Origin of the sequence: Mangrovicoccus algicola (assembly GCF_014903745.1) — a bacterium.
GTDB lineage: Bacteria > Pseudomonadota > Alphaproteobacteria > Rhodobacterales > Rhodobacteraceae > Mangrovicoccus > Mangrovicoccus algicola.
Genome location: NZ_JACVXA010000035.1, coordinates 22,126 through 39,625, shown reverse-complemented (window position 1 = coordinate 39,625; position 17,500 = coordinate 22,126). Strand labels below are relative to the sequence as shown.

Below are 17,500 nucleotides of genomic sequence, written 5' to 3'. Positions count from 1 at the left end.
TTGTCTGTCAACTCTATCCGCGCATCGAGGTTCCCGGCAAGTTTCTTCGCCGGGGCCGGACAGGCGGGCAGCCCGCCGCCCGCCTGAGGGTCAGGACATGCGGAATCCCTGCCCCAGATAGACCTTGCGGACATTCTCGTTGGCGATGACATCCTCGGCGGAGCCGCTCATCAGCACCTTGCCCTCGTGCAGGATATAGGCGCGGTCGACGATCTGCAGCGTCTCGTGGACATTGTGATCGGTGATCAGCACCCCGATTCCCCGGGTCTTCAGATCGGCGACCAGCGCGCGGATGTCGCCCACCGCGATCGGATCGACCCCGGCAAAGGGTTCGTCCATCAGCACGTAGCGGGGATTGGCCGCGAGGCATCGGGCGATTTCCACCCGGCGCCTTTCGCCGCCCGACAGCGCCAGCGCCCGCGAGCGGCGCAGATGCGTGACCGAGAATTCCGACAGCAGCTCCTCCAGCCGCTCGCGCCTGGTATGCGGGTCGGGCTCCGAGATCTCGAGGATCGCCAGGATGTTGTCCTCGACCGACAGGCCGCGGAAGATCGAGACTTCCTGCGGCAGGTAGCCGATGCCCAGCTTGGCGCGGCGGTACATGGGCAGGGTGGTGACGTCGCGCCCTTCCAGCCGCACCTCGCCGCCCTCGGCATGGATCAGCCCGGCAATGGCGTAGAAGGTCGTGGTCTTGCCCGAGCCGTTGGGCCCCAGCAGGGCGACAACCTCGCCGCGGTCCAGCTCCAGCGACACGTCGCGGATGACGGGGCGCTTGCGATAGCTCTTGCGCAGGCCGCGGACCTGAAGACCGCCGGCCGGGATTTCGGGATCGGGGCCGGTCATTGCCCGGCGCTCTCCGGGGCGGTGCCGGGGGTGATGACGGTGCGCACCCGGCCCTCCATGCGGCCGGTTCCCGTGGCCAGGTCGATCACCAGCCGCGTCCCGTTCAGCGTGTTCGGCCCCTGGGTCAGCAGCACGTCGCCGGTCATCACGACTTCCTCGGTGACGGGGGAATAGACGGCTTCCTCCGCCTCGGCCGCCTCGTCGGGCGTGACCATGGTGACGCCGCCGGTGGCGGTGATGCGGTCCACGTCCTCGCCCAGGCTGCCATCGGGCAGACGCGCATATTCGACCAGGATGCGCGGCGCGGCCAGCCGCATCTCTCCCTGCACCACCAGCACGTCGCCGGTGAACAGCGCGGTGCCCGCGGTCTGGTCCAGTTCCAGCTGGTCGGAGGTGACCTCGACCGGCGCGTCGCGGTCGGTCTCGGCAACGCCGCCAAGGCTCACGCCCGTCCCCTGCGACAGGGCGGCCCCGGGCAGGGCCTGCGCCGCCGCCAGCATCAGGGTCAGGATCAGGGACTGTCTCATTCGGCTTCGGCCTCCGTCGCTTGGGGGCGATATATCAGGTGTACCCCGTCCGTGAACAGCGCAACCGTGCCCCGTCCGCCGCCCTTCTCGGCGGTGACGGTCAGCCCCCCGGCCTCGATCCGGCCGGCGGGGCCGTCGGCCTCGACCGGGCCGAGGCTCTGCATGTGGGTCAGGTTGGTGCGCAGCCGCACGCCCGGCATGGTGGCGACGTAGCCTTCGGAGGCGGTGATCCGCACCCCGCCTTCCAGCACCGCGCTGCGGTCGCCCTGGTCGAGCCGCCCCTCGGGCGCCTCCAGATCCAGGATCGTGCCGTCGGGCCGCGCCAGCCGCGCCCTCAGCTGCCGTCCATGGGCCACGCCCTCCCTGTCGGGATCGGGCGTGACCTTGTCCGCCTGCAGCCGCAGCTCGGCGCCGTCCTCGGTCAGCGTGGCATAGGTCGGGCTTCCCAGGCGCTCCTCGCGGGCGAGTTCGCCCATCTCGGCCTCGGTCCAGGGCAGCGGCTCGCCCTGCTGGCCGCCGCGCGACAGCAGGAAGAGCGTGGAGAGCAGGCCGAGCGCGACCAGCGGCAGGACGAGTTTGACGATGGCGATAGCGCGCGAATAGGCGTTATCGAATCGTGCCACAATCAGACGACCCCGGCGCGCAGGCAGTCATGGATGGTGACGATGCCGCGGGCGATGCGCGGGCCGCCGGGATCGACCGCGAAGAGGCTGGTGATCTTCAGCCGGTCCATCAGCGCCACGGCCTTCTCGGCCAGTTCGTCGGGGCCGATCGTCTTGGGGTCGCGGGTCATCACGTCGCCGGCGGTCTTGTCCAGCAGGTTCACCAGGTTCCGCCGCAGGTCGCCATCGGTGATGATCCCGGCCAGCAGCCCCGATTCGGACAGCACGCCGACCACGCCGAAGCCCTTCTGGCTCATGACGATCAGCGCCTCGCCCATCGACGTGTCCATGCCCACCAGGGGCAGTTCGTCGCCGCCATGCATCAGGTCGGAGACCTTCGACAGCTGGGCGCCGAGCTTGCCGCCGGGATGGAACTGGCGGAAATGCTCGGGCGTGAACTGGCGGTGCTCCATCAGCGCGACGGCAAGCGCATCGCCGAGCGCCAGGGTCATGGTGGTCGAGGTGGTCGGCACGATGCCGGTGCCGCAGGCCTCGGGCGCCTTGGGCAGCACCAGCGCGACATCGGCCTGGCGCAGAAGCGTCGAGTCGGGGCGGCTGGCCACGCCGATCAGCGGGATGTTGAAACGCCGGGTATGGGCGATCATGTCCGCCAGTTCCGGGGTTTCGCCGGAATTGGACAGCATCATGACCACATCGCCGGCGGCCAGCATGCCCAGGTCGCCATGGCTGGCCTCGGCGGGATGGACGAAATGCGCGGGCGTGCCGGTGGAGGCCAGGGTCGCGGCGATCTTGCGCGCGATATGCCCCGATTTGCCCATGCCCGAGACGATCACCCGCCCCCTGGCATTGAGGATCAGCCGGACGGAAGCGGCGAAGCTGTCATCCAGCGCCGCGCCCAGAAGGCCGAGTGCCTCGGCCTCGATGGCGATCACGCGGCGGCCGGCGGAAAGGAAGATGTCGGAATCGGTATCGGTCATGGGGATCACGTATGGGCAAAGATGTCGGTATCGGGCCAGCCTTCCAGATCGAGAAGCGCCCGCGTTGGCAGGAAATCGAAGCAGGACTGCGCCAGCCTGGCGCGGCCTTCGCGCGCCAGCCGCAGGTCCAGCGCCTCGCGCAGCCTGTGCAGGTGCAGCACGTCCGAGGCGGCATAGGCGATCTGCGCCTCGCTGAGGGTCCCGGCGCCCCAGTCGCTGGATTGCTGCTGCTTGGAGATATCCTCGCCCAGCAGTTCCGAGACCAGGTTCTTCAGCCCGTGGCGGTCGGTATAGGTCCGCACCAGCCGCGACGCGATCTTGGTGCAATAGACCGGCGCCGCCAGCGCGCCGAAGGCATGATGCATCATCGCGATGTCGAAGCGCCCGTAATGGAACAGTTTCAGCACGGTCGGATCCTTCAGGATCCGCACCAGGTTCGGCGCCGTGGTCTGGCCCCTGGCGACCTGCACCAGATGGGCGGTGCCGTCGCCCGCGGACATCTGCACCACGCAAAGCCGGTCGCGGCCCGGGATCAGCCCCATGCTTTCGCAGTCGATGGCCACGACTGGCCCGAGATCCAGCCCGTCGGGCAGGTCGCCCTGATAGACGTGATGCGGCAAGGGGCTTCCTTTCAAGACGGGTCCAGGAGTCCCGTTATGCCCAGTCATCCGCCGATGTGCTAGGGATCGGGGCGAAAATTCCGTCACTGCGCGACGCGGCGCCGGTTGGATCATGTCGAAAGGGGGGATGGTGCCCAGAAGAGGACTCGAACCTCCACGTCCTTACGGACACTAGCACCTGAAGCTAGCGCGTCTACCAATTCCGCCATCTGGGCCGATGTCGTGAGGGCGGCTTCTAAGGGCCGTTCCGGGGGGTGTCAACACGATATCGCGCGCCCGCGCGAAACTTTTCCGTGCCGCCTGCTCTGCCGCGCGCGGGCGCGGAACAGCCGGTGGCAGGGGGCGTTCGTCATGTGAAAGAGGGGGGGGGGCGACATCGGTCCGGCAGGGTCATTTCCGATCGGTGGGAAATGGTGCCCAGAAGAGGACTCGAACCTCCACGTCCTTGCGGACACTAGCACCTGAAGCTAGCGCGTCTACCAATTCCGCCATCTGGGCCGATGTCGTGAGGGCGGCTTCTAAGCGTGCTGCGCGATGGTGTCAACAGGTCCCCGCGCCTTTCCTTGCGTCATGTGCCCGGAGATTAACCGGGGCTCCATGCGGGTGGGTGCACAAACGCGACCAGTTGCACCTTGTCCGGTCCCCCGGGGCGGGATATTTCCTGAATGGTACCCAGCGGGAGGCAGGCCATGTCGAAACTTGTCACGATCTTCGGCGGATCGGGCTTCGTCGGACGCCATATCGCACGGCGGATGGCCAAGGCGGGCTGGCGCGTGCGCGTGGCGGTGCGGAACCCGAATCTGGCCATGCATGTGAAACCCTACGGGGCAGTCGGCCAGGTCGAACCGGTTTTCTGCAACATCCGCGACGACGGATCGGTGCGCGATGTGCTTGCGGGGGCCGATGCGGTGGTCAATTGCGTGGGCATCCTCGTCGAGTCGGGGCGCAACGGGTTCGAGGCGGTGCAGGCGGAGGGCCCGGGCCGCATCGCCCGGCTTGCCGCGGAGGCGGGGATTTCCCGCATGGTCCAGCTTTCCGCGATCGGCGCGGATGCCGGCAGTCCCAGCGCCTATGCCCGCAGCAAGGCGGCCGGAGAGGCGGCGGTGCTGGCCGCGCTGCCCGGCGCGATGGTCCTGCGTCCCTCGGTGATCTTCGGACCCGGGGACAGTTTCTTCAACCGTTTCGCCGCGATGGCGCAATTCGGACCGGTCCTGCCGATCACCGGCGCCGGGACGCGGTTCCAGCCGGTCTACGTCGATGACGTCGCCGCCGCCGCGGAGCTGTATCTGCTGGACGGTGCCGGGGGCGGGATCTACGAGCTCGGCGGCCCGGAGGTGAAGACCTTCCGCGCGCTGATGCAGGACATGCTGGGCGTGATCCGCAAGCGTCGCTGGGTGCTGGCCCTGCCGCAGCCCGCGGCGCAGACCATGGCCTGGAGCTTCGACATGCTGCAGAAGCTCAGCGGCGGCCTTCTTGTCAACCGGATGCTGACCCGCGACCAGCTCAAATCGCTGGCGCGCGACAATGTCGTGGCGCCGGATGCGCGCGGGTTCGCCGATCTGGGCATTTCCCCGGCGGCGATGGGGGCTGTGCTGCCGGGGTATCTGTGGCGGTTCCGCCCGGACGGGCAATATGCCGTGCTCAAGGACGCGGCCCGCAACCTCAGGACGTGACGCTTCCGGTCTCGGTCAGGGCGGCGGTTTCCTCCGCCTCCCGCGCGATCCTGGCCTCGCGATCCTCGCGGAACCGCTCCAGTTCGGCATTCAGCGCGGCGCCCAGAAGCACCACGTAGATGGTGATGTAGAGGAACATGAGCAGGGCGATCACGGCACCGATCGATCCGTAGACCTGGCTGTAATTGCCGAAATTGCTGAGATAGTAGCTGAAGCCGAAGGTCGCGGCGCCCCAGACGGTGATCGACAGCACCGAACCGGGAGTGAAGAAGCCGGTCATGCGGTGCGGCCGGTTGGGCGCGAAGCGGTAGAGCAGCCAGACGCCGGTGAAGACCAGCCCCAGCGCGATGAACCAGCGCGCGATCTGCAGAAGCAGGCCGTTCACCCAGTTCAGCAGCCCGGCCGGCAGGTTCTGCGCCAGGAAGGGCAGGTTGAGGATCGTGGTGATGATCGGCACGATGACCAGCGCCAGGATCGCCGCCACCGCCACCAGGCTCAGCGCGATGGTCAGCGCGTAGGACAGCGCCATCGCGTGCCAGCCCTTGCGCTGCGGCCCGCGATAGACCGCGTTCAGCCCGCGCACCAGCGCATCGGTGCCCTTGCGCGCGGACCATAGCGCCGCCAGGGTGCTGATCACCGTCGCCCAGCCCAGCGTGCTGCTCGAGGTCAGCACCATCCGGCGCACCTGGCTGTCGATGATCTGGAAGGCCTCGGGCGGCATGAATCGCTGCAGCATCTGCATCTGCGATTCCACGGCGGCCGGATCGGCGATGAACCCCAGCAGGGCGACCACCGCGGCGATGGCCGGGAAGACCGAGAGCATGGAGAAGAACGCGCCGCCCGCGGCGACCAGCGGCAGGTTCGCCTCATCGGTCCGCGTCATGAGGTTCATGGCGAATCGCCATATGGTCTTGATGGTCTCGAGCACGCCGCGCCTTTCCTTGTCACTGCTTCGTGATAGCACGGCGCGGCAGGCCCCTGAAACGACGCAACGAAAATGGCGTCCGGAACGGGCCCGGACGCCTGCATTTCGGTAACGGTCCGGCCTACCGGAAGGAGGCGGTCAGGCTGGTCGCCCCCGTCGCGGCCAGCGCGCCGCCGCTCTCCTGCAGGACGCGAAGCTCGAGGATGTCGCCGCCGGCCACCTCGATCCAGTCGGACCCGGCAGAAAGAATCGCGGGCGCCCCGGCCTGGGCGGGCACGGCGATGTTCAGATCCTTGCCGGGCGTGCCGTTGCGCAGCACCTGCATCCGCCGCAGCCCCCCGCCGCCGGCCGTGAATTCCACCGTCGCCCGCAGCCGGATCCGGGTGATTGCCCGGTTCTGCGGGATGATGATCCGCGTCGGCGTTTCCGTATCCCAGGCCTCTGCGGCAACGGTGTCCGCGCGCTCCAGCGCGCTCCAGCCGAGGGTTTGCCAGGCATTGTCGGCAAGGCTCTGGCCCGGCGCCTCCAGCGTCAGGAACAGGCTGTAGGGCTCGCGCAGCGACAGCGCGGCCTTCTCGGTTGCGGCGCTGTCATCGACCTCGGCCGAGACCGAGCCGAGGAAGGCCCCGGGCTCGTAGACCGCCTTGCCGGTCCCCGCACCCTTCTCGAAATAGCTGCTCATCACCGCCAGGCTGGTGACGCGGTTGCGGCGGATCTCGATCCGGTCCGTGACATGTCCCTGCGCGTTGCTGGTATCGACCATGCGGATCCCGACGCGCCGGGTGTCCCCCCCCTCGTGATGCATGTTGTGATCGATGAGGAAATCGATGCAGTGATCCAGGTAGATATCGGCGGGCGGGGCCAGGGAGGTATCGGTATTCGTCTTCTGGAAGAAGGCGTTGCGATGGATCTGGCCAAGGCGCGATCCCTTTATCTTCAGCCCGATGTCGCGATAGTCGAAGAAGCAGTCGGTGATCACCAGCTCGGGTTCGGCGCCGGTGCGGAACCACTCGATCGCCACCTTGCAGGTCGGGCAGCGGACGTTCTCGAACAGGCCGCGCTCTGCTTCGATCGCCCCGGCATCCTGCGGGCCGTCAGGATGGCCGCGGCACAGGACCGGGCGCGCGACGAAATAGAACTGCACGTCGCGGATGATCGGGGCATAGGCCCCGTCGATCACCAGCCCGTCCTCCATGCGCCACAGGATCGAACTGTCGCTCCAGTCGTTCATCTGCTTCACGTTGGGCACGAGCGGACCCGAGATGTGGCAGTTTTCCAGAAGCATCCGCCAGGCGCCTGTGAAATCCAGCCCGCGGGTGAAATGGTCGTCATAGGGGAAGCCCGCGGAGAGATGGGCGTCATAGCCCTGCACCAGCAGGTCGCGCACGATCAGCGAGCAGTTGCGCCGGGATCCGCCGTTCAGCGGCAGCGTCGCCGCCAGCGGGCGGCCATTCACCCGGCCCTCCGCCAGGATGGCGAATTTCTCGAACTGGAAGAAGGGCGCGCGGTTGGGGGCGCTGAACAGCGGCCCGTGCGATACGCTGGCCCCATCGACCACGATGCGGCTGATCTCCGTGCCCATCCCGAAAATGCCGATGCCGAAATTGTCGGCGGGCAGGTTGATGCTCTCGTCAACCGGGCTTTCCAGCGAGAAGATGCCCGGCGGAATCATCACCGTGCCGCCGTTCTTCTCGCGGGCGTAATCGACGAAGTTTCGCAGCGCCGGACCGATATCCGACCCGCGATTGTCGACGATCTTGCCGAAATGCCGCAGATCCACGCTCTGGGCCAGTTCGAACCACTGGCCGTTCGCGGCCTGCCTGCGCATCGGATGGCCGGGCTGGTTCAGCGCCGGAACGTAAAGGGCCGGCGCGGGCATCGCTCCGCCTTCATGGGCCACGACCTGAACCGCGGGCACGGCGCCGTTGACATGGACCCCCGGAATGTCGCTGGCCATCATCGGCCCGACCTCCAGCTCGACGAGGTTCTGCTTGGGGCCCGGCGCGGCGCCGAGTTCGGCCTCGAATTCCGAAGACGTGATTTCCTGGGTCATGGCGGCTCCACCGGTTCTCGATGGGCCGGGAGGCTAGGTCCGGGGGGTAAGCAAGCGCTGACCGTTCCGCGCGCGGTGGTCAGGTTCGCTTAACCCGCTGGCAGGCGGTCACAGCGACAGGGTGCGGTCCCGCAGCCAGGCGACGAAGCCGCGCGGATCGCTTGCCCAGCGGCGGCTCTCCTCGGGCGGCACCGGCTCTCCGACGATGGGGGCCTGCGGCTTGTTCAGCGCGGCCACGACCTCATGGATCAGAAGTCCCTGGCGCAGCGTCGGCGAAAGCTGGTTCGCGACCTGGTACCAGCGGCTGTTCTGCCCGGGAAAGCGCACCGGCAGGACGGTGGCGCCGCTGCGCTGGATCATCTTCGCCGTGAAGGGGTTCCATGCCGCCTCGAGTGCCGGGCCGAACCAGGTCCTGGAGGAGGCCACCACGCCGGAGGGGAACAGCACGATCGCACCGCCCTGGCCCAGATGTTCCATCGCGCGGCGGCGCATCTCCAGGTTCTGCTGAAGCGCATCGGCCTCGTGCGGAAAGGGCACTGGCAGCATGAAGCGGCGCACCTCGTCCACACCGGTCAGAAGCGAGCGCGTCAGGATCTTGTAATCCTGCCGGACGCGCCCGATCAGTTCTGCCAGAACCATGCCGTCGACCAGCCCATGCGGATGGTTGGCGACGACGATCAGCGGCCCGTTCCGCGGGATGCGGTCGATCTGCTCGCGCGGCGTATGCAGCGCGATGCCCATGACATCCAGCGCGCGGCGCCAGAATGCCTGGCCCTCGGGGACGCCGGATCTCTCGAAATCGCGAATCAGCCGCAGCAGCGTGATCTTTCCGGTCAGCCATTCGAGGGACCGGATGGTCTGCGCCTTCACGGGGCTGTCGAACGTGGTCGCGTAGGACAGCTTGCGCTTGTCATACGGCACGTAGTCGGGGCCCTCGGCCGTGGCGTCCTGATAACTCTCAACCACTTGCTGTCCATCCATCCTGTCGGTGCCCGGCGTTCCGGAGGATCAGAAATCTTCCCCGAACCGGTTGGCGACCAGATCTTCCAGGGCCTGGGCCAGCTTCGCGGCGTCCGGTCCGCAGGTTTCGACCTCAATAGTTGTTCCCTTTGAGGCTGCCAACATCAAAAGGCCCATGATGCTGTCGCCCGAGGCGCTGAGTCCCTCGCGGGACACAGTGGCCCTTGCGTCATGGCTTTCGACCACCTCGGCAAGCTTCGCCGAGGCGCGGGCATGGAGCCCCTTCTCGTTAATGATTTCGAGGGTCCGCCGCGTTTGTTGCGGCATGGGCGTGATCGTCAAACGGCGCTCCGTCAAAGCTGTTTATGTATTTCTTGCCGGCCGCCAGCGCGGATTCAACCGCCAGAGCGACCGGCTGGCCGCGCAGTTTCGCCAGCTTTATCAGCATGGGCAGGTTCGCCCCGGCCATGATCTTGCGCTTGTCCTGCATGCAGGCGGGCATGGAGAGGTTGGACGGGGAGCCGCCGAACATGTCGGTGACGACCACGACGCCGTCGCCCTCGTCGACGCGGTTGGCCGCGGCGATGATCTCGGCGATCTTGCCTTCGCGGCTGTCCTCGGCGGCGATCGCCACGGGCACGATCCCGCTCTGGGGCCCCAGAATGTGCTCCATCGCCGAGAGATACTCCCGTGCCAGTCCGCCATGCGCGACAATAACGATGCCTATCAAGCTGCGTCACCCGGTTTTGCAGGGGCGGCCAGCATACCGCGCCGCTCCAGCTCATGATGTCGAATAGACACGCCCCAGCCCTTTGCTGCAAGCGCGGACGCCAATTTTTCTGCAAGTGCAACGGAACGGTGCTGCCCGCCGGTGCAGCCAAATCCCAGCGTCAGGTGGGATTTTCCCTCCTCCAGATAGGCAGGCAGCAGCAGTTCCGCCAGATCCGCGATGCGCGAAAAGAACGGGTCGAAGCGCGGATCTTCGGAGATATAGGTCGCGACGGCCGGGTTCCGGCCATCCAGCGCGCGCAGCTCCGCCGACCAGTAGGGATTGCGCAGGAACCGCACGTCGAAGACCATGTCGATGCCGCGCGGCAGTCCGCGCTTGTAGCTGAAGGAATGCACCGAAAGGGCCAGCCGCTGCGCCGCGGAGCCGCCGAACCAGCGATCCAGCTCGGCGCGCAGCTCGTGCGGTGTCAAATCCGAGGTATCGATCAGGAAATCCGCCCGCGCGCGGATCGGCTCCATCAGATCCAGTTCGCGTTCCACTCCTTCCGCGGCGGTTTCGGCCGGGGCCAGCGGATGGCGGCGGCGGGTCTCGGAATAGCGCCGCACCAGGATATCCGCGCGGGCATCGAGATAGATCAGCTCCAGCCCGACCCCGGCATGGCGGCTCAGCGCTCCGATCATCTCGATCAGCGCGGCGATGCTGAACTCGCGGTTGCGCACATCCAGGCCCAGGACCAGCGGGCGGCCGCCCGGGGCGCCGTCGATCAGCGCGGGAACGAGGCTCAGGGGCAGGTTGTCGACCGTCTCGCAGCCCATGTCCTCCAGGGCCCGTATCGCGGTGGACCGGCCGGCCCCGGAGGGACCGGTGACGAAGATCACGCGGGTCTGGTGCTCCGGTTCCGCAGTGCCTGATCGCGCCGTCATGCCGGATGAATCCCCTGTCCCCGCACATATTGCAGTATCCCTGCGGCAAAATGCACCGAGTCGACCCGGTGTAAAAGGGGCAGGCGGATCCCGAGCAGCAGGATCGCGCCCGGCTCGGGTATCCGTTGCGTTTCGGTGACAGAAAGGTCCACGACCAGCGTCACGGGGGCCGGTCCGACCAGCTCGGCACGGATCAGGCCGATGCCGCGGCATTCGATGGCCGGCGGCAGCGGCGGCGGTGCGGCGGCCATCACCCGGCCGTCGCGCCGCCACAGCGTGGTGACATCATCCGCGACCAGCCCGCCGCCATGGGCCATCAGCTGCAGTGCCAGCGAGGATTTTCCGCTGCCCGAGGGGCCTTGGATCAGCACGGCGCAACCGTCGATCGCGACGGTCGAGGCGTGGCGGGTCTCGGCTGGCTCAGCTTGGCTGGGGGGCATCCTGTCCCTGTCTCAGTCTCAGGCGGTGGCAGAGGGTGGCGCTACCTCTCCCGGCGGAGGGCGGGCTGTCAAGCGGAGTGCCGCGGCTGCGGATTTCTGTTTCCCAGAACAGCCCGCCGGCGTCCTGGCGAAGCCGCATCGTCACGTCCTGCCCGTCGGGGATCCGGGCTGCGGTCGCCCATGCCAGCCGGGCGATGGCGGCGGCCCGGGCCGGGTCCGCTGCGGTGCCGGAGGGCAATCCGGCGGCAAGCTCCAGCGTGACCGCGGATCCGCGGGCTTTCAGGGCTGCGGCGGCTGCGGCGAGTTCGCGTGTCAGAAGCGCGGGAAGTCCCGGCGGATATCGCTGGTCGACACTCTCCAGCATGCGCGCCAGTCGGCCGATATCCGACAGCATCTGTTCCAGGATCACGCGTTCGGGCGTGTCGGCGCTGCGTTCCAGCAGGGTTTCCGTCCCCAGCTGCAGGGCTGTCAGGGGACTGCGCAGGTCATGGACCAGCTCGCGCAACCCCGCCGTCCGTGCCGTCAATGCGCGCGAGATCGCGTCGGAAAGGTCAGTCGGCGGGGGGGCGGAACTGTGATCGGGCAAGAGACACCGGCATCTGCGCCCCCGCGTCTGGCGGGGGCCGTTGCGAAACGGACGGGCGGATGTCGCTTCTGCGGCAGGGCCGGGGCGCTGGGATCCGCCGTTCGGGCGGGGCGCCTGCGGCTGCCGGTCCCTTCGGGTCCGGATGCAAGGGGCGAGGCAGGCGGATGACGGACCGCTGCGAATTCAGATCTGGCCGGGCGTTTCCGGCGGCGATGTATAGCGATAGCCGATGCCGTAAAGCGTCTCGATTGCCGAGAAATCCGGATCGACGCCGCGCAGTTTCTTGCGCAGCCGCTTGATGTGGCTGTCGATGGTCCGGTCGTCGACATAGATGTTGTCGTCATAGGCGACATCCATCAGCTGATCGCGCGACTTGACCACCCCGGGCCGCCTTGCCAGGGCGGCCAGCAGCTGGAATTCGGTCACGGTCAGGCTGACCGGTTCCCCGCGCCAGGTGACCAGGTGGCGTTCCGCATCCATGCACAGGATGCCGCGGATCATCTCCGCCGCGGGCTCGGCGGCAGGCGCGGCGGCGGGCGGGGGCGTTCCGTGCCGGCGCGCGCGGCGCAGATTGGCGCGCATGCGTTCTAGCAGAAGGCGCTGGGCGAAGGGCTTGTGCACGTAGTCGTCGGCTCCCAGCCGCAATCCCAGCGCTTCGTCGATCTCGTCGTCGCGACCGGTCACCATGATGATCGGAAAATCCCATGCGGAGCGGGTGCGGCGCACCAGTTCCATGCCGTCCATGCCGGGCATGACCAGATCGATGAGGGCAATGTCGGGGGGGTGGCGTCCGAACCCCTCATAGGCAGCCGCACCGTCGGGATAGGCGTCCACGACATAGCCCTCGGCCTCCAGCATCAGGCGGACGGCATGCAGGATCGACGGATCGTCCTCCACGACGGCGGCGCGGACCTGTGCCGGCGCCCCCTGATGACGTGAAACCGTTCCTGTCGCCGTACCGGCCATGCTGCACCCCACAAACGCGATGATTCGCCATTCCCACCCGCTGTTTTCTACGCCGGGGAGTGCAAACGAAATCCTAACCGGCGCGGGGGTTAATCAAGTTTGCGCAAACATCTATATGGTTGCGCTAACTCGCAAAATCCGTCCTATCCACCCGTTTTTAGCTCATGTTATAGCAGCTTTACGCCACTTCTGCGGCCCGTCACGTACCGTCGAGGGAGCGGCCAGCGCGAAACGCGTTTCACCCGCATTCCGCGGAACTCAGGAGCTACGAGATGGACATCGGACGTGTGAACCCGGCGCAGAAGCTGGAAGATCAGGGCATTGAAGGGCTCGGCAGCGTTTTCTACAACCTGATGGAACCGGCGCTGATCGAGGCCGCGCTGAAACGCGGCGAGGGCGAGCTGGGCCAGGGGGGAACCTTCCTCGTCTCCACCGGCAAGTTCACCGGCCGCTCGCCCAAGGACAAGCACGTCGTCAAGACCGACACCGTGGCCGACACCATCTGGTGGGACGCCAACGCGGAGATGTCGCCCGCGGGCTTCGATGCGCTCCATGCCGACATGCTGGCGCATATGAAGGGGCGGGACATGTTCGTCCAGGACCTGTTCGGCGGCGCCGATCCGGAACACCGGCTGGATGTCCGCATGGTGACGGAACTGGCCTGGCACAACCTGTTCATCCGCCACCTGCTGCGCCGTCCCTCGCGCGAGGAGCTGGACGGGTTCGTCCCGGAATTCACCATCATCAACGTGCCGTCCTTCAAGGCGGATCCGGCGCGGCATGACTGCAAGTCGGAAACCGTGATCGCGCTGAATTTCGACAGGAAGCTGATCCTGATCGGCGGCACCGAATATGCCGGCGAGAACAAGAAGTCGGTCTTCACCCTGCTGAACTACATCCTGCCGGAGAAGGGCGTGATGCCGATGCACTGCTCGGCCAACCATGCCAAGGGCAACCCGGTCGACGCGGCGATCTTCTTCGGCCTGTCGGGCACCGGCAAGACCACGCTTTCGGCCGATCCCGAGCGTGTCCTGATCGGCGATGACGAACATGGCTGGTCCGAGCGCGGCACCTTCAATTTCGAGGGCGGCTGCTATGCCAAGACGATCTCGCTGAGCCCCGAGGCGGAGCCCGAGATCTACGCCACCACCTCGAAATTCGCGACCGTGATCGAGAACATGGTCTATGACCCCGAGACCAAGGCGCTGGATTTCGAGGATGACAGCCTGACGCCGAACATGCGCTGCGCCTATCCGCTGGACTACATCTCCAACGCGTCGGAGACCGGGCTGGGCGGCCATCCCAAGAACATCATCATGCTGACCTGCGACGCCTTCGGGGTGCTGCCGCCGATCGCGCGGCTGACCCCGGCGCAGGCGATGTACCATTTCCTGTCGGGCTTCACCTCGAAGATGGCGGGCACCGAACGCGGCGTGACCGAACCGCAGCCGGTCTTCTCCACCTGCTTCGGCGCGCCTTTCATGCCGCGCCGCCCGGAAGTCTACGGCAACCTCTTGCGCGACAAGATCGCCAAGCACGGGGCGACCTGCTGGCTGGTCAATACCGGCTGGACCGGCGGCGCTTACGGCACCGGCCAGCGAATGCCGATCAAGGCGACCCGCGCGCTTCTGACCGCCGCGCTGGACGGGTCGCTGAACGAGGCGACGTTCCGCAAGGACCCGAATTTCGGCTTCGACGTGCCGGTCACCGTGCCGGGGGTGGATGCGGGGCTTCTTGATCCGCGTTCGACCTGGGCGGACAAGGAGGGCTATGACGCCAATGCCCGCAAGCTGGTGAAAATGTTCTCGGACAATTTCGAGCAGTACCTGGCCCATATCGACGAGGATGTACGCGCCGTCGCCATCGGTTGAGCCGAAGGGCGGGGGAGGCCCCGGGTCAGGCCCGGGGCGGGACGGCGCCGGTCACAGGCCGGCGAGCCCCCGCCGCACCAGGTTGACCCCCGCGACGGCCAGCACGGCCAGCGTGCAGCGGCGGAACAGAACCTCGTCCATCCTGCCCCGCGCCTGCATGCCGATGACCAGCCCGGCCATCGCCGGGACTACCATCGCGGTGCTCAGCGGCAGGGTCTGCGCATTCAGCACGCCCGAACGCAGATGCGCCAGGGTCAGCACGCAGGCCCCGGCGAAATAGACGACGCCCTGCACGCGCACGGATTCCTCCTTCGCCGCGCCGCTGGCCGAGAGATAGGCGACGGTCGGGGGCCCCCAGACACCGGAAAGCCCGCCGATCACCCCGGCGACGGTCCCCACGGCAAGTTCCACGCGGATGCGCAGGTGCGCAGGCACGGTGACCTGTCGGCCGGAAAGCTGCCACAGCGCGAAGCCGGTGATCGCCGTTCCCAGCGCCAGGAACAGCCAGGATTGCGGCAGCACCGAGACCAGCTGGGCAGAGAGCGCAATGAAGACCAGGACGATGGCGATGTAGCGCCAGTAGCGGAGTGCCGCCGCGCGGGCCCGGCCCAGGCCGCCGCCGAAGGCCTGGATCACGTTGGTCACCAGCGTCGGCACGATCAGCAGCGCCAGCGCCAGTTCGCCGGGCAGGAAGGTGGCAAGCCCCGAGATCATCACCATCGGCATCGCGAAGCCGGTGGCCCCCTTCACGAAGGCGGCAAGCACGGTGATGGCCACGGCCGCGGCGGCGGCCCCGGGGCCGGCGGGCCAGAAAGTTGTGAAATCCATGACCTGTCCTTTCCTGCCAAGCCATAGCCGGAACCGCGGCGCGGTGCAGCGCAAAACGGACAGGTCATTTTGTGTCAATTTAGAACATATATTTGAATATATATTGCGCTGCGCCTGCGAAGGCGGTAGATCCGGAGATGGACCAGAGAAGGAGGCGACCGATGCCCCATGACGGACAGGGCCAGCGGCCCGACATGTCCCCGATCCTCCCCGATCTCGCGGCGCTGACCGACGCGGCGCTGCCTGTCGCCGGGTCTGTCCTGGAGCAGGCGCGCGCCGCGCTGGGCGGGCGCGTGACCGAGAATGGCCGCCTGTCGCCGGACTTGCTGGAGCGGGAGCAGGATGCGGCGCATGGCCTTGCCTGGCTGGCCACCTATGTCGAGGCGCTGCGCCAGCTCCGGGCCTGGGCGGGACGGCTGCAGCAGGGCGGTGCCTTCGGCGAGGCCGAGCAGCTGATCCTGCAGATCGGCTTCGGCGAGTACCTGTCGCAGATCGCCGGCGGGATCCCGATGTGGCAGGCAGAGTTCTTCCGGCTGCGGGATCTGGGGATCGCCGCGCCGGAGCTCGGCTCCGGCGCGGCGGGGATCTTGATGGCCGGGGGCAATACCCCCGCGGCGCGGCATCGCCTGCTGGAGCTGGTCCGGGCGCGGGCCGGGCATGCCACGCCCGGCGATTGCGGCCTCGATGCGGAGCTGGACATGATCCGCGAGCAGTTCCGCCGCTACGCGACGGACCGGATCGTCCCCGACGCCCATGACTGGCATCTGAGCGACGCGCTGATCCCCATGGAAATCATCGGCGAGCTTGCCGAAATGGGCGTCTTCGGCCTGACCATCCCCGAGGAATATGGCGGGCTGGGCCTGTCCAAGGCCTCCATGTGCGTCGTCTCCGAGGAATTGTCGCGTGGCTATATCGGGGTGGGCAGTCTCGGCACGCGTTCCGAGATCGCGGCGGAGCTGATCCTCTGCGGCGGCACCGACGAGCAGAAGGCGACATGGCTGCCGCGGCTCGCCTCGGGCGAGACCTTGCCGACGGCGGTCTTCACCGAACCCAATACCGGTTCGGATCTGGGCAGCCTGCGCACCCGCGCGGTGCGGGATGCCCAGGGCGGCTGGCAGGTGACGGGCAGCAAGACCTGGATCACCCATGCCGCCCGCGCGCAGTTGATGACCCTCCTGGCGCGCACCGATCCGGCCAGCGACGATTACAGGGGCCTGTCGATGTTCCTGGCCGAGAAACGTCCCGGCACCGCGGCGGAGCCGTTCCCCGACCCGGGCCTGACCGGCGGCGAGATCGGCGTCCTGGGCTATCGCGGCATGAAGGAATACGAGCTGGGATTCGACGGGTTCCGCGTGGCGGCGGACAACCTGCTGGGCGGGGTGGAGGGGCGCGGCTTCAAGCAGCTGATGGAAACCTTCGAATCCGCGCGCATCCAGACGGCCGCCCGCGCCATCGGCGTGGCGCAGTCGGCGCTGGACGTGTCGCTGCAATACGCGATCGACCGGCGGCAGTTCGGCAAGCCGCTCATCGCCTTTCCGCGTGTGGCCGGCAAGCTTGCCATGATGGTCGTGGAACTGATGATCGCGCGGCAGCTGACCTATCATTCCGCTTGGGAGAAGGATAGCGGCCATCGCTGCGACCTGGAGGCGGGGATGGCCAAGCTCCTGGCGGCGCGCGTGGCCTGGGCCTGTGCCGATAACGGGCTGCAGATCCATGGTGGCAACGGCTTCGCGCTGGAATATCCGATCAGCCGGCTGCTATGCGACGCGAGAATTCTCAACATCTTCGAAGGGGCTGGGGAAATCCAGGCGCAGGTCATCGCGCGCCGCCTGCTGGCCTGATCGGGCGATTCGCAAGACTCTGATAAGAAAATATTTTCTGAAGTCGCTCGCCAGATTGCCCCTTGCGCCCGCGGTCGTCGTCCGGGCGGCGGAGGGCCACGGCGATTCGTTTCT

Annotated in this window: 18 protein-coding genes and 2 tRNA genes; 3 read left to right on the top strand and 17 right to left on the bottom strand. The window is 67.4% G+C overall.

Annotation, left to right across the window (positions count from 1 at the left end; all coding sequences use genetic code 11):
• Positions 1 to 90 precede the first annotated feature (90 nt).
• From lptB to ICN82_RS12095, 7 genes are all read right to left on the bottom strand, one after another.
• A complete protein-coding gene (gene lptB, locus ICN82_RS12125) occupies positions 91 to 843 on the bottom strand; it encodes an LPS export ABC transporter ATP-binding protein (RefSeq protein WP_193183101.1) in 753 nt (250 codons plus the stop codon).
• Positions 840 to 1,370, bottom strand: a complete 531-nt coding sequence (gene lptA, locus ICN82_RS12120; RefSeq protein WP_193183099.1) for a lipopolysaccharide transport periplasmic protein LptA — start codon at positions 1,368 to 1,370, stop codon at positions 840 to 842. The genes lptB and lptA overlap by 4 nt, the downstream gene beginning before the upstream one ends.
• The gene (locus tag ICN82_RS12115) at positions 1,367 to 1,993 is read right to left on the bottom strand and encodes a hypothetical protein (RefSeq protein WP_193183097.1); all 627 of its coding nucleotides are present in this window, start codon (positions 1,991 to 1,993) and stop codon (positions 1,367 to 1,369) included. Before ICN82_RS12115 ends, lptA begins: the two co-directional genes overlap by 4 nt.
• 2 nt (positions 1,994 to 1,995) lie before the next feature.
• Positions 1,996 to 2,970 (bottom strand): KpsF/GutQ family sugar-phosphate isomerase, encoded by a 975-nt coding sequence (locus ICN82_RS12110; protein WP_193183095.1) that lies wholly within the window; start codon positions 2,968 to 2,970, stop codon positions 1,996 to 1,998.
• A 5-nt stretch (positions 2,971 to 2,975) separates the two neighbouring features.
• On the bottom strand, positions 2,976 to 3,590 hold the full coding sequence (locus ICN82_RS12105; protein ID WP_193183092.1) for a ribonuclease D: 615 nt from the start codon (positions 3,588 to 3,590) through the stop codon (positions 2,976 to 2,978).
• 128 nt (positions 3,591 to 3,718) lie between these two features.
• Positions 3,719 to 3,805, bottom strand: a tRNA-Leu gene (locus ICN82_RS12100).
• A gap of 196 nt (positions 3,806 to 4,001) precedes the next feature.
• Positions 4,002 to 4,088, bottom strand: a tRNA-Leu gene (locus ICN82_RS12095).
• A gap of 191 nt (positions 4,089 to 4,279) precedes the next feature.
• On the opposite strand from ICN82_RS12095, the gene ICN82_RS12090 reads away from it, so the two are divergent.
• Positions 4,280 to 5,263 carry a complex I NDUFA9 subunit family protein gene (locus tag ICN82_RS12090; RefSeq protein ID WP_193183090.1) on the top strand — a complete coding sequence of 328 codons (984 nt, stop codon included), beginning with the start codon at positions 4,280 to 4,282 and terminating at the stop codon, positions 5,261 to 5,263.
• Here the strand turns inward: ICN82_RS12090 and ICN82_RS12085 are convergent.
• The 9 genes from ICN82_RS12085 to ICN82_RS12045 form a co-directional block, all read right to left on the bottom strand.
• The gene (locus ICN82_RS12085) at positions 5,253 to 6,191 is read right to left on the bottom strand and encodes a YihY/virulence factor BrkB family protein (RefSeq protein ID WP_193183088.1); all 939 of its coding nucleotides are present in this window, start codon (positions 6,189 to 6,191) and stop codon (positions 5,253 to 5,255) included. The two genes, ICN82_RS12090 and ICN82_RS12085, sit on opposite strands and share 11 nt — an antisense overlap.
• Positions 6,192 to 6,309: 118 nt before the next feature.
• Complete coding sequence (locus ICN82_RS12080; RefSeq protein ID WP_193183086.1) at positions 6,310 to 8,241, bottom strand: hypothetical protein; 1,932 nt, start codon at positions 8,239 to 8,241, stop codon at positions 6,310 to 6,312.
• Between the two features lie 108 nt (positions 8,242 to 8,349).
• Entirely contained in the window at positions 8,350 to 9,207 is an 858-nt protein-coding gene (locus ICN82_RS12075) for a lysophospholipid acyltransferase family protein (RefSeq protein ID WP_407943760.1), read from the bottom strand.
• 42 nt (positions 9,208 to 9,249) lie between these two features.
• Positions 9,250 to 9,528 carry an HPr family phosphocarrier protein gene (locus tag ICN82_RS12070; protein ID WP_193183138.1) on the bottom strand — a complete coding sequence of 93 codons (279 nt, stop codon included), beginning with the start codon at positions 9,526 to 9,528 and terminating at the stop codon, positions 9,250 to 9,252.
• On the bottom strand, positions 9,491 to 9,931 hold the full coding sequence (locus ICN82_RS12065) for a PTS sugar transporter subunit IIA (protein WP_193183082.1): 441 nt from the start codon (positions 9,929 to 9,931) through the stop codon (positions 9,491 to 9,493). The genes ICN82_RS12070 and ICN82_RS12065 overlap by 38 nt, the downstream gene beginning before the upstream one ends.
• Positions 9,928 to 10,854 (bottom strand): RNase adapter RapZ, encoded by a 927-nt coding sequence (rapZ, locus tag ICN82_RS12060; protein WP_193183080.1) that lies wholly within the window; start codon positions 10,852 to 10,854, stop codon positions 9,928 to 9,930. Before rapZ ends, ICN82_RS12065 begins: the two co-directional genes overlap by 4 nt.
• Complete coding sequence (locus ICN82_RS12055; protein WP_193183078.1) at positions 10,851 to 11,294, bottom strand: HPr kinase/phosphorylase; 444 nt, start codon at positions 11,292 to 11,294, stop codon at positions 10,851 to 10,853. Before ICN82_RS12055 ends, rapZ begins: the two co-directional genes overlap by 4 nt.
• Positions 11,275 to 11,799 (bottom strand): histidine kinase dimerization/phospho-acceptor domain-containing protein, encoded by a 525-nt coding sequence (locus ICN82_RS12050; protein ID WP_193183076.1) that lies wholly within the window; start codon positions 11,797 to 11,799, stop codon positions 11,275 to 11,277. The genes ICN82_RS12055 and ICN82_RS12050 overlap by 20 nt, the downstream gene beginning before the upstream one ends.
• Before the next feature lie 264 nt (positions 11,800 to 12,063).
• Positions 12,064 to 12,846, bottom strand: a complete 783-nt coding sequence (locus ICN82_RS12045) for a response regulator transcription factor (protein WP_193183074.1) — start codon at positions 12,844 to 12,846, stop codon at positions 12,064 to 12,066.
• A 272-nt stretch (positions 12,847 to 13,118) separates the two neighbouring features.
• On the opposite strand from ICN82_RS12045, the gene ICN82_RS12040 reads away from it, so the two are divergent.
• Positions 13,119 to 14,717 carry a phosphoenolpyruvate carboxykinase gene (locus ICN82_RS12040; protein ID WP_193183072.1) on the top strand — a complete coding sequence of 533 codons (1,599 nt, stop codon included), beginning with the start codon at positions 13,119 to 13,121 and terminating at the stop codon, positions 14,715 to 14,717.
• A gap of 51 nt (positions 14,718 to 14,768) precedes the next feature.
• Here the strand turns inward: ICN82_RS12040 and ICN82_RS12035 are convergent, their stop codons facing one another.
• On the bottom strand, positions 14,769 to 15,545 hold the full coding sequence (locus tag ICN82_RS12035) for a sulfite exporter TauE/SafE family protein (RefSeq protein WP_193183070.1): 777 nt from the start codon (positions 15,543 to 15,545) through the stop codon (positions 14,769 to 14,771).
• 161 nt (positions 15,546 to 15,706) lie between these two features.
• Here ICN82_RS12035 and ICN82_RS12030 point away from each other — a divergent pair, with 161 nt between their 5' ends.
• Complete coding sequence (locus tag ICN82_RS12030) at positions 15,707 to 17,386, top strand: acyl-CoA dehydrogenase family protein (RefSeq protein ID WP_193183068.1); 1,680 nt, start codon at positions 15,707 to 15,709, stop codon at positions 17,384 to 17,386.
• Positions 17,387 to 17,500: the final 114 nt, after the last annotated feature.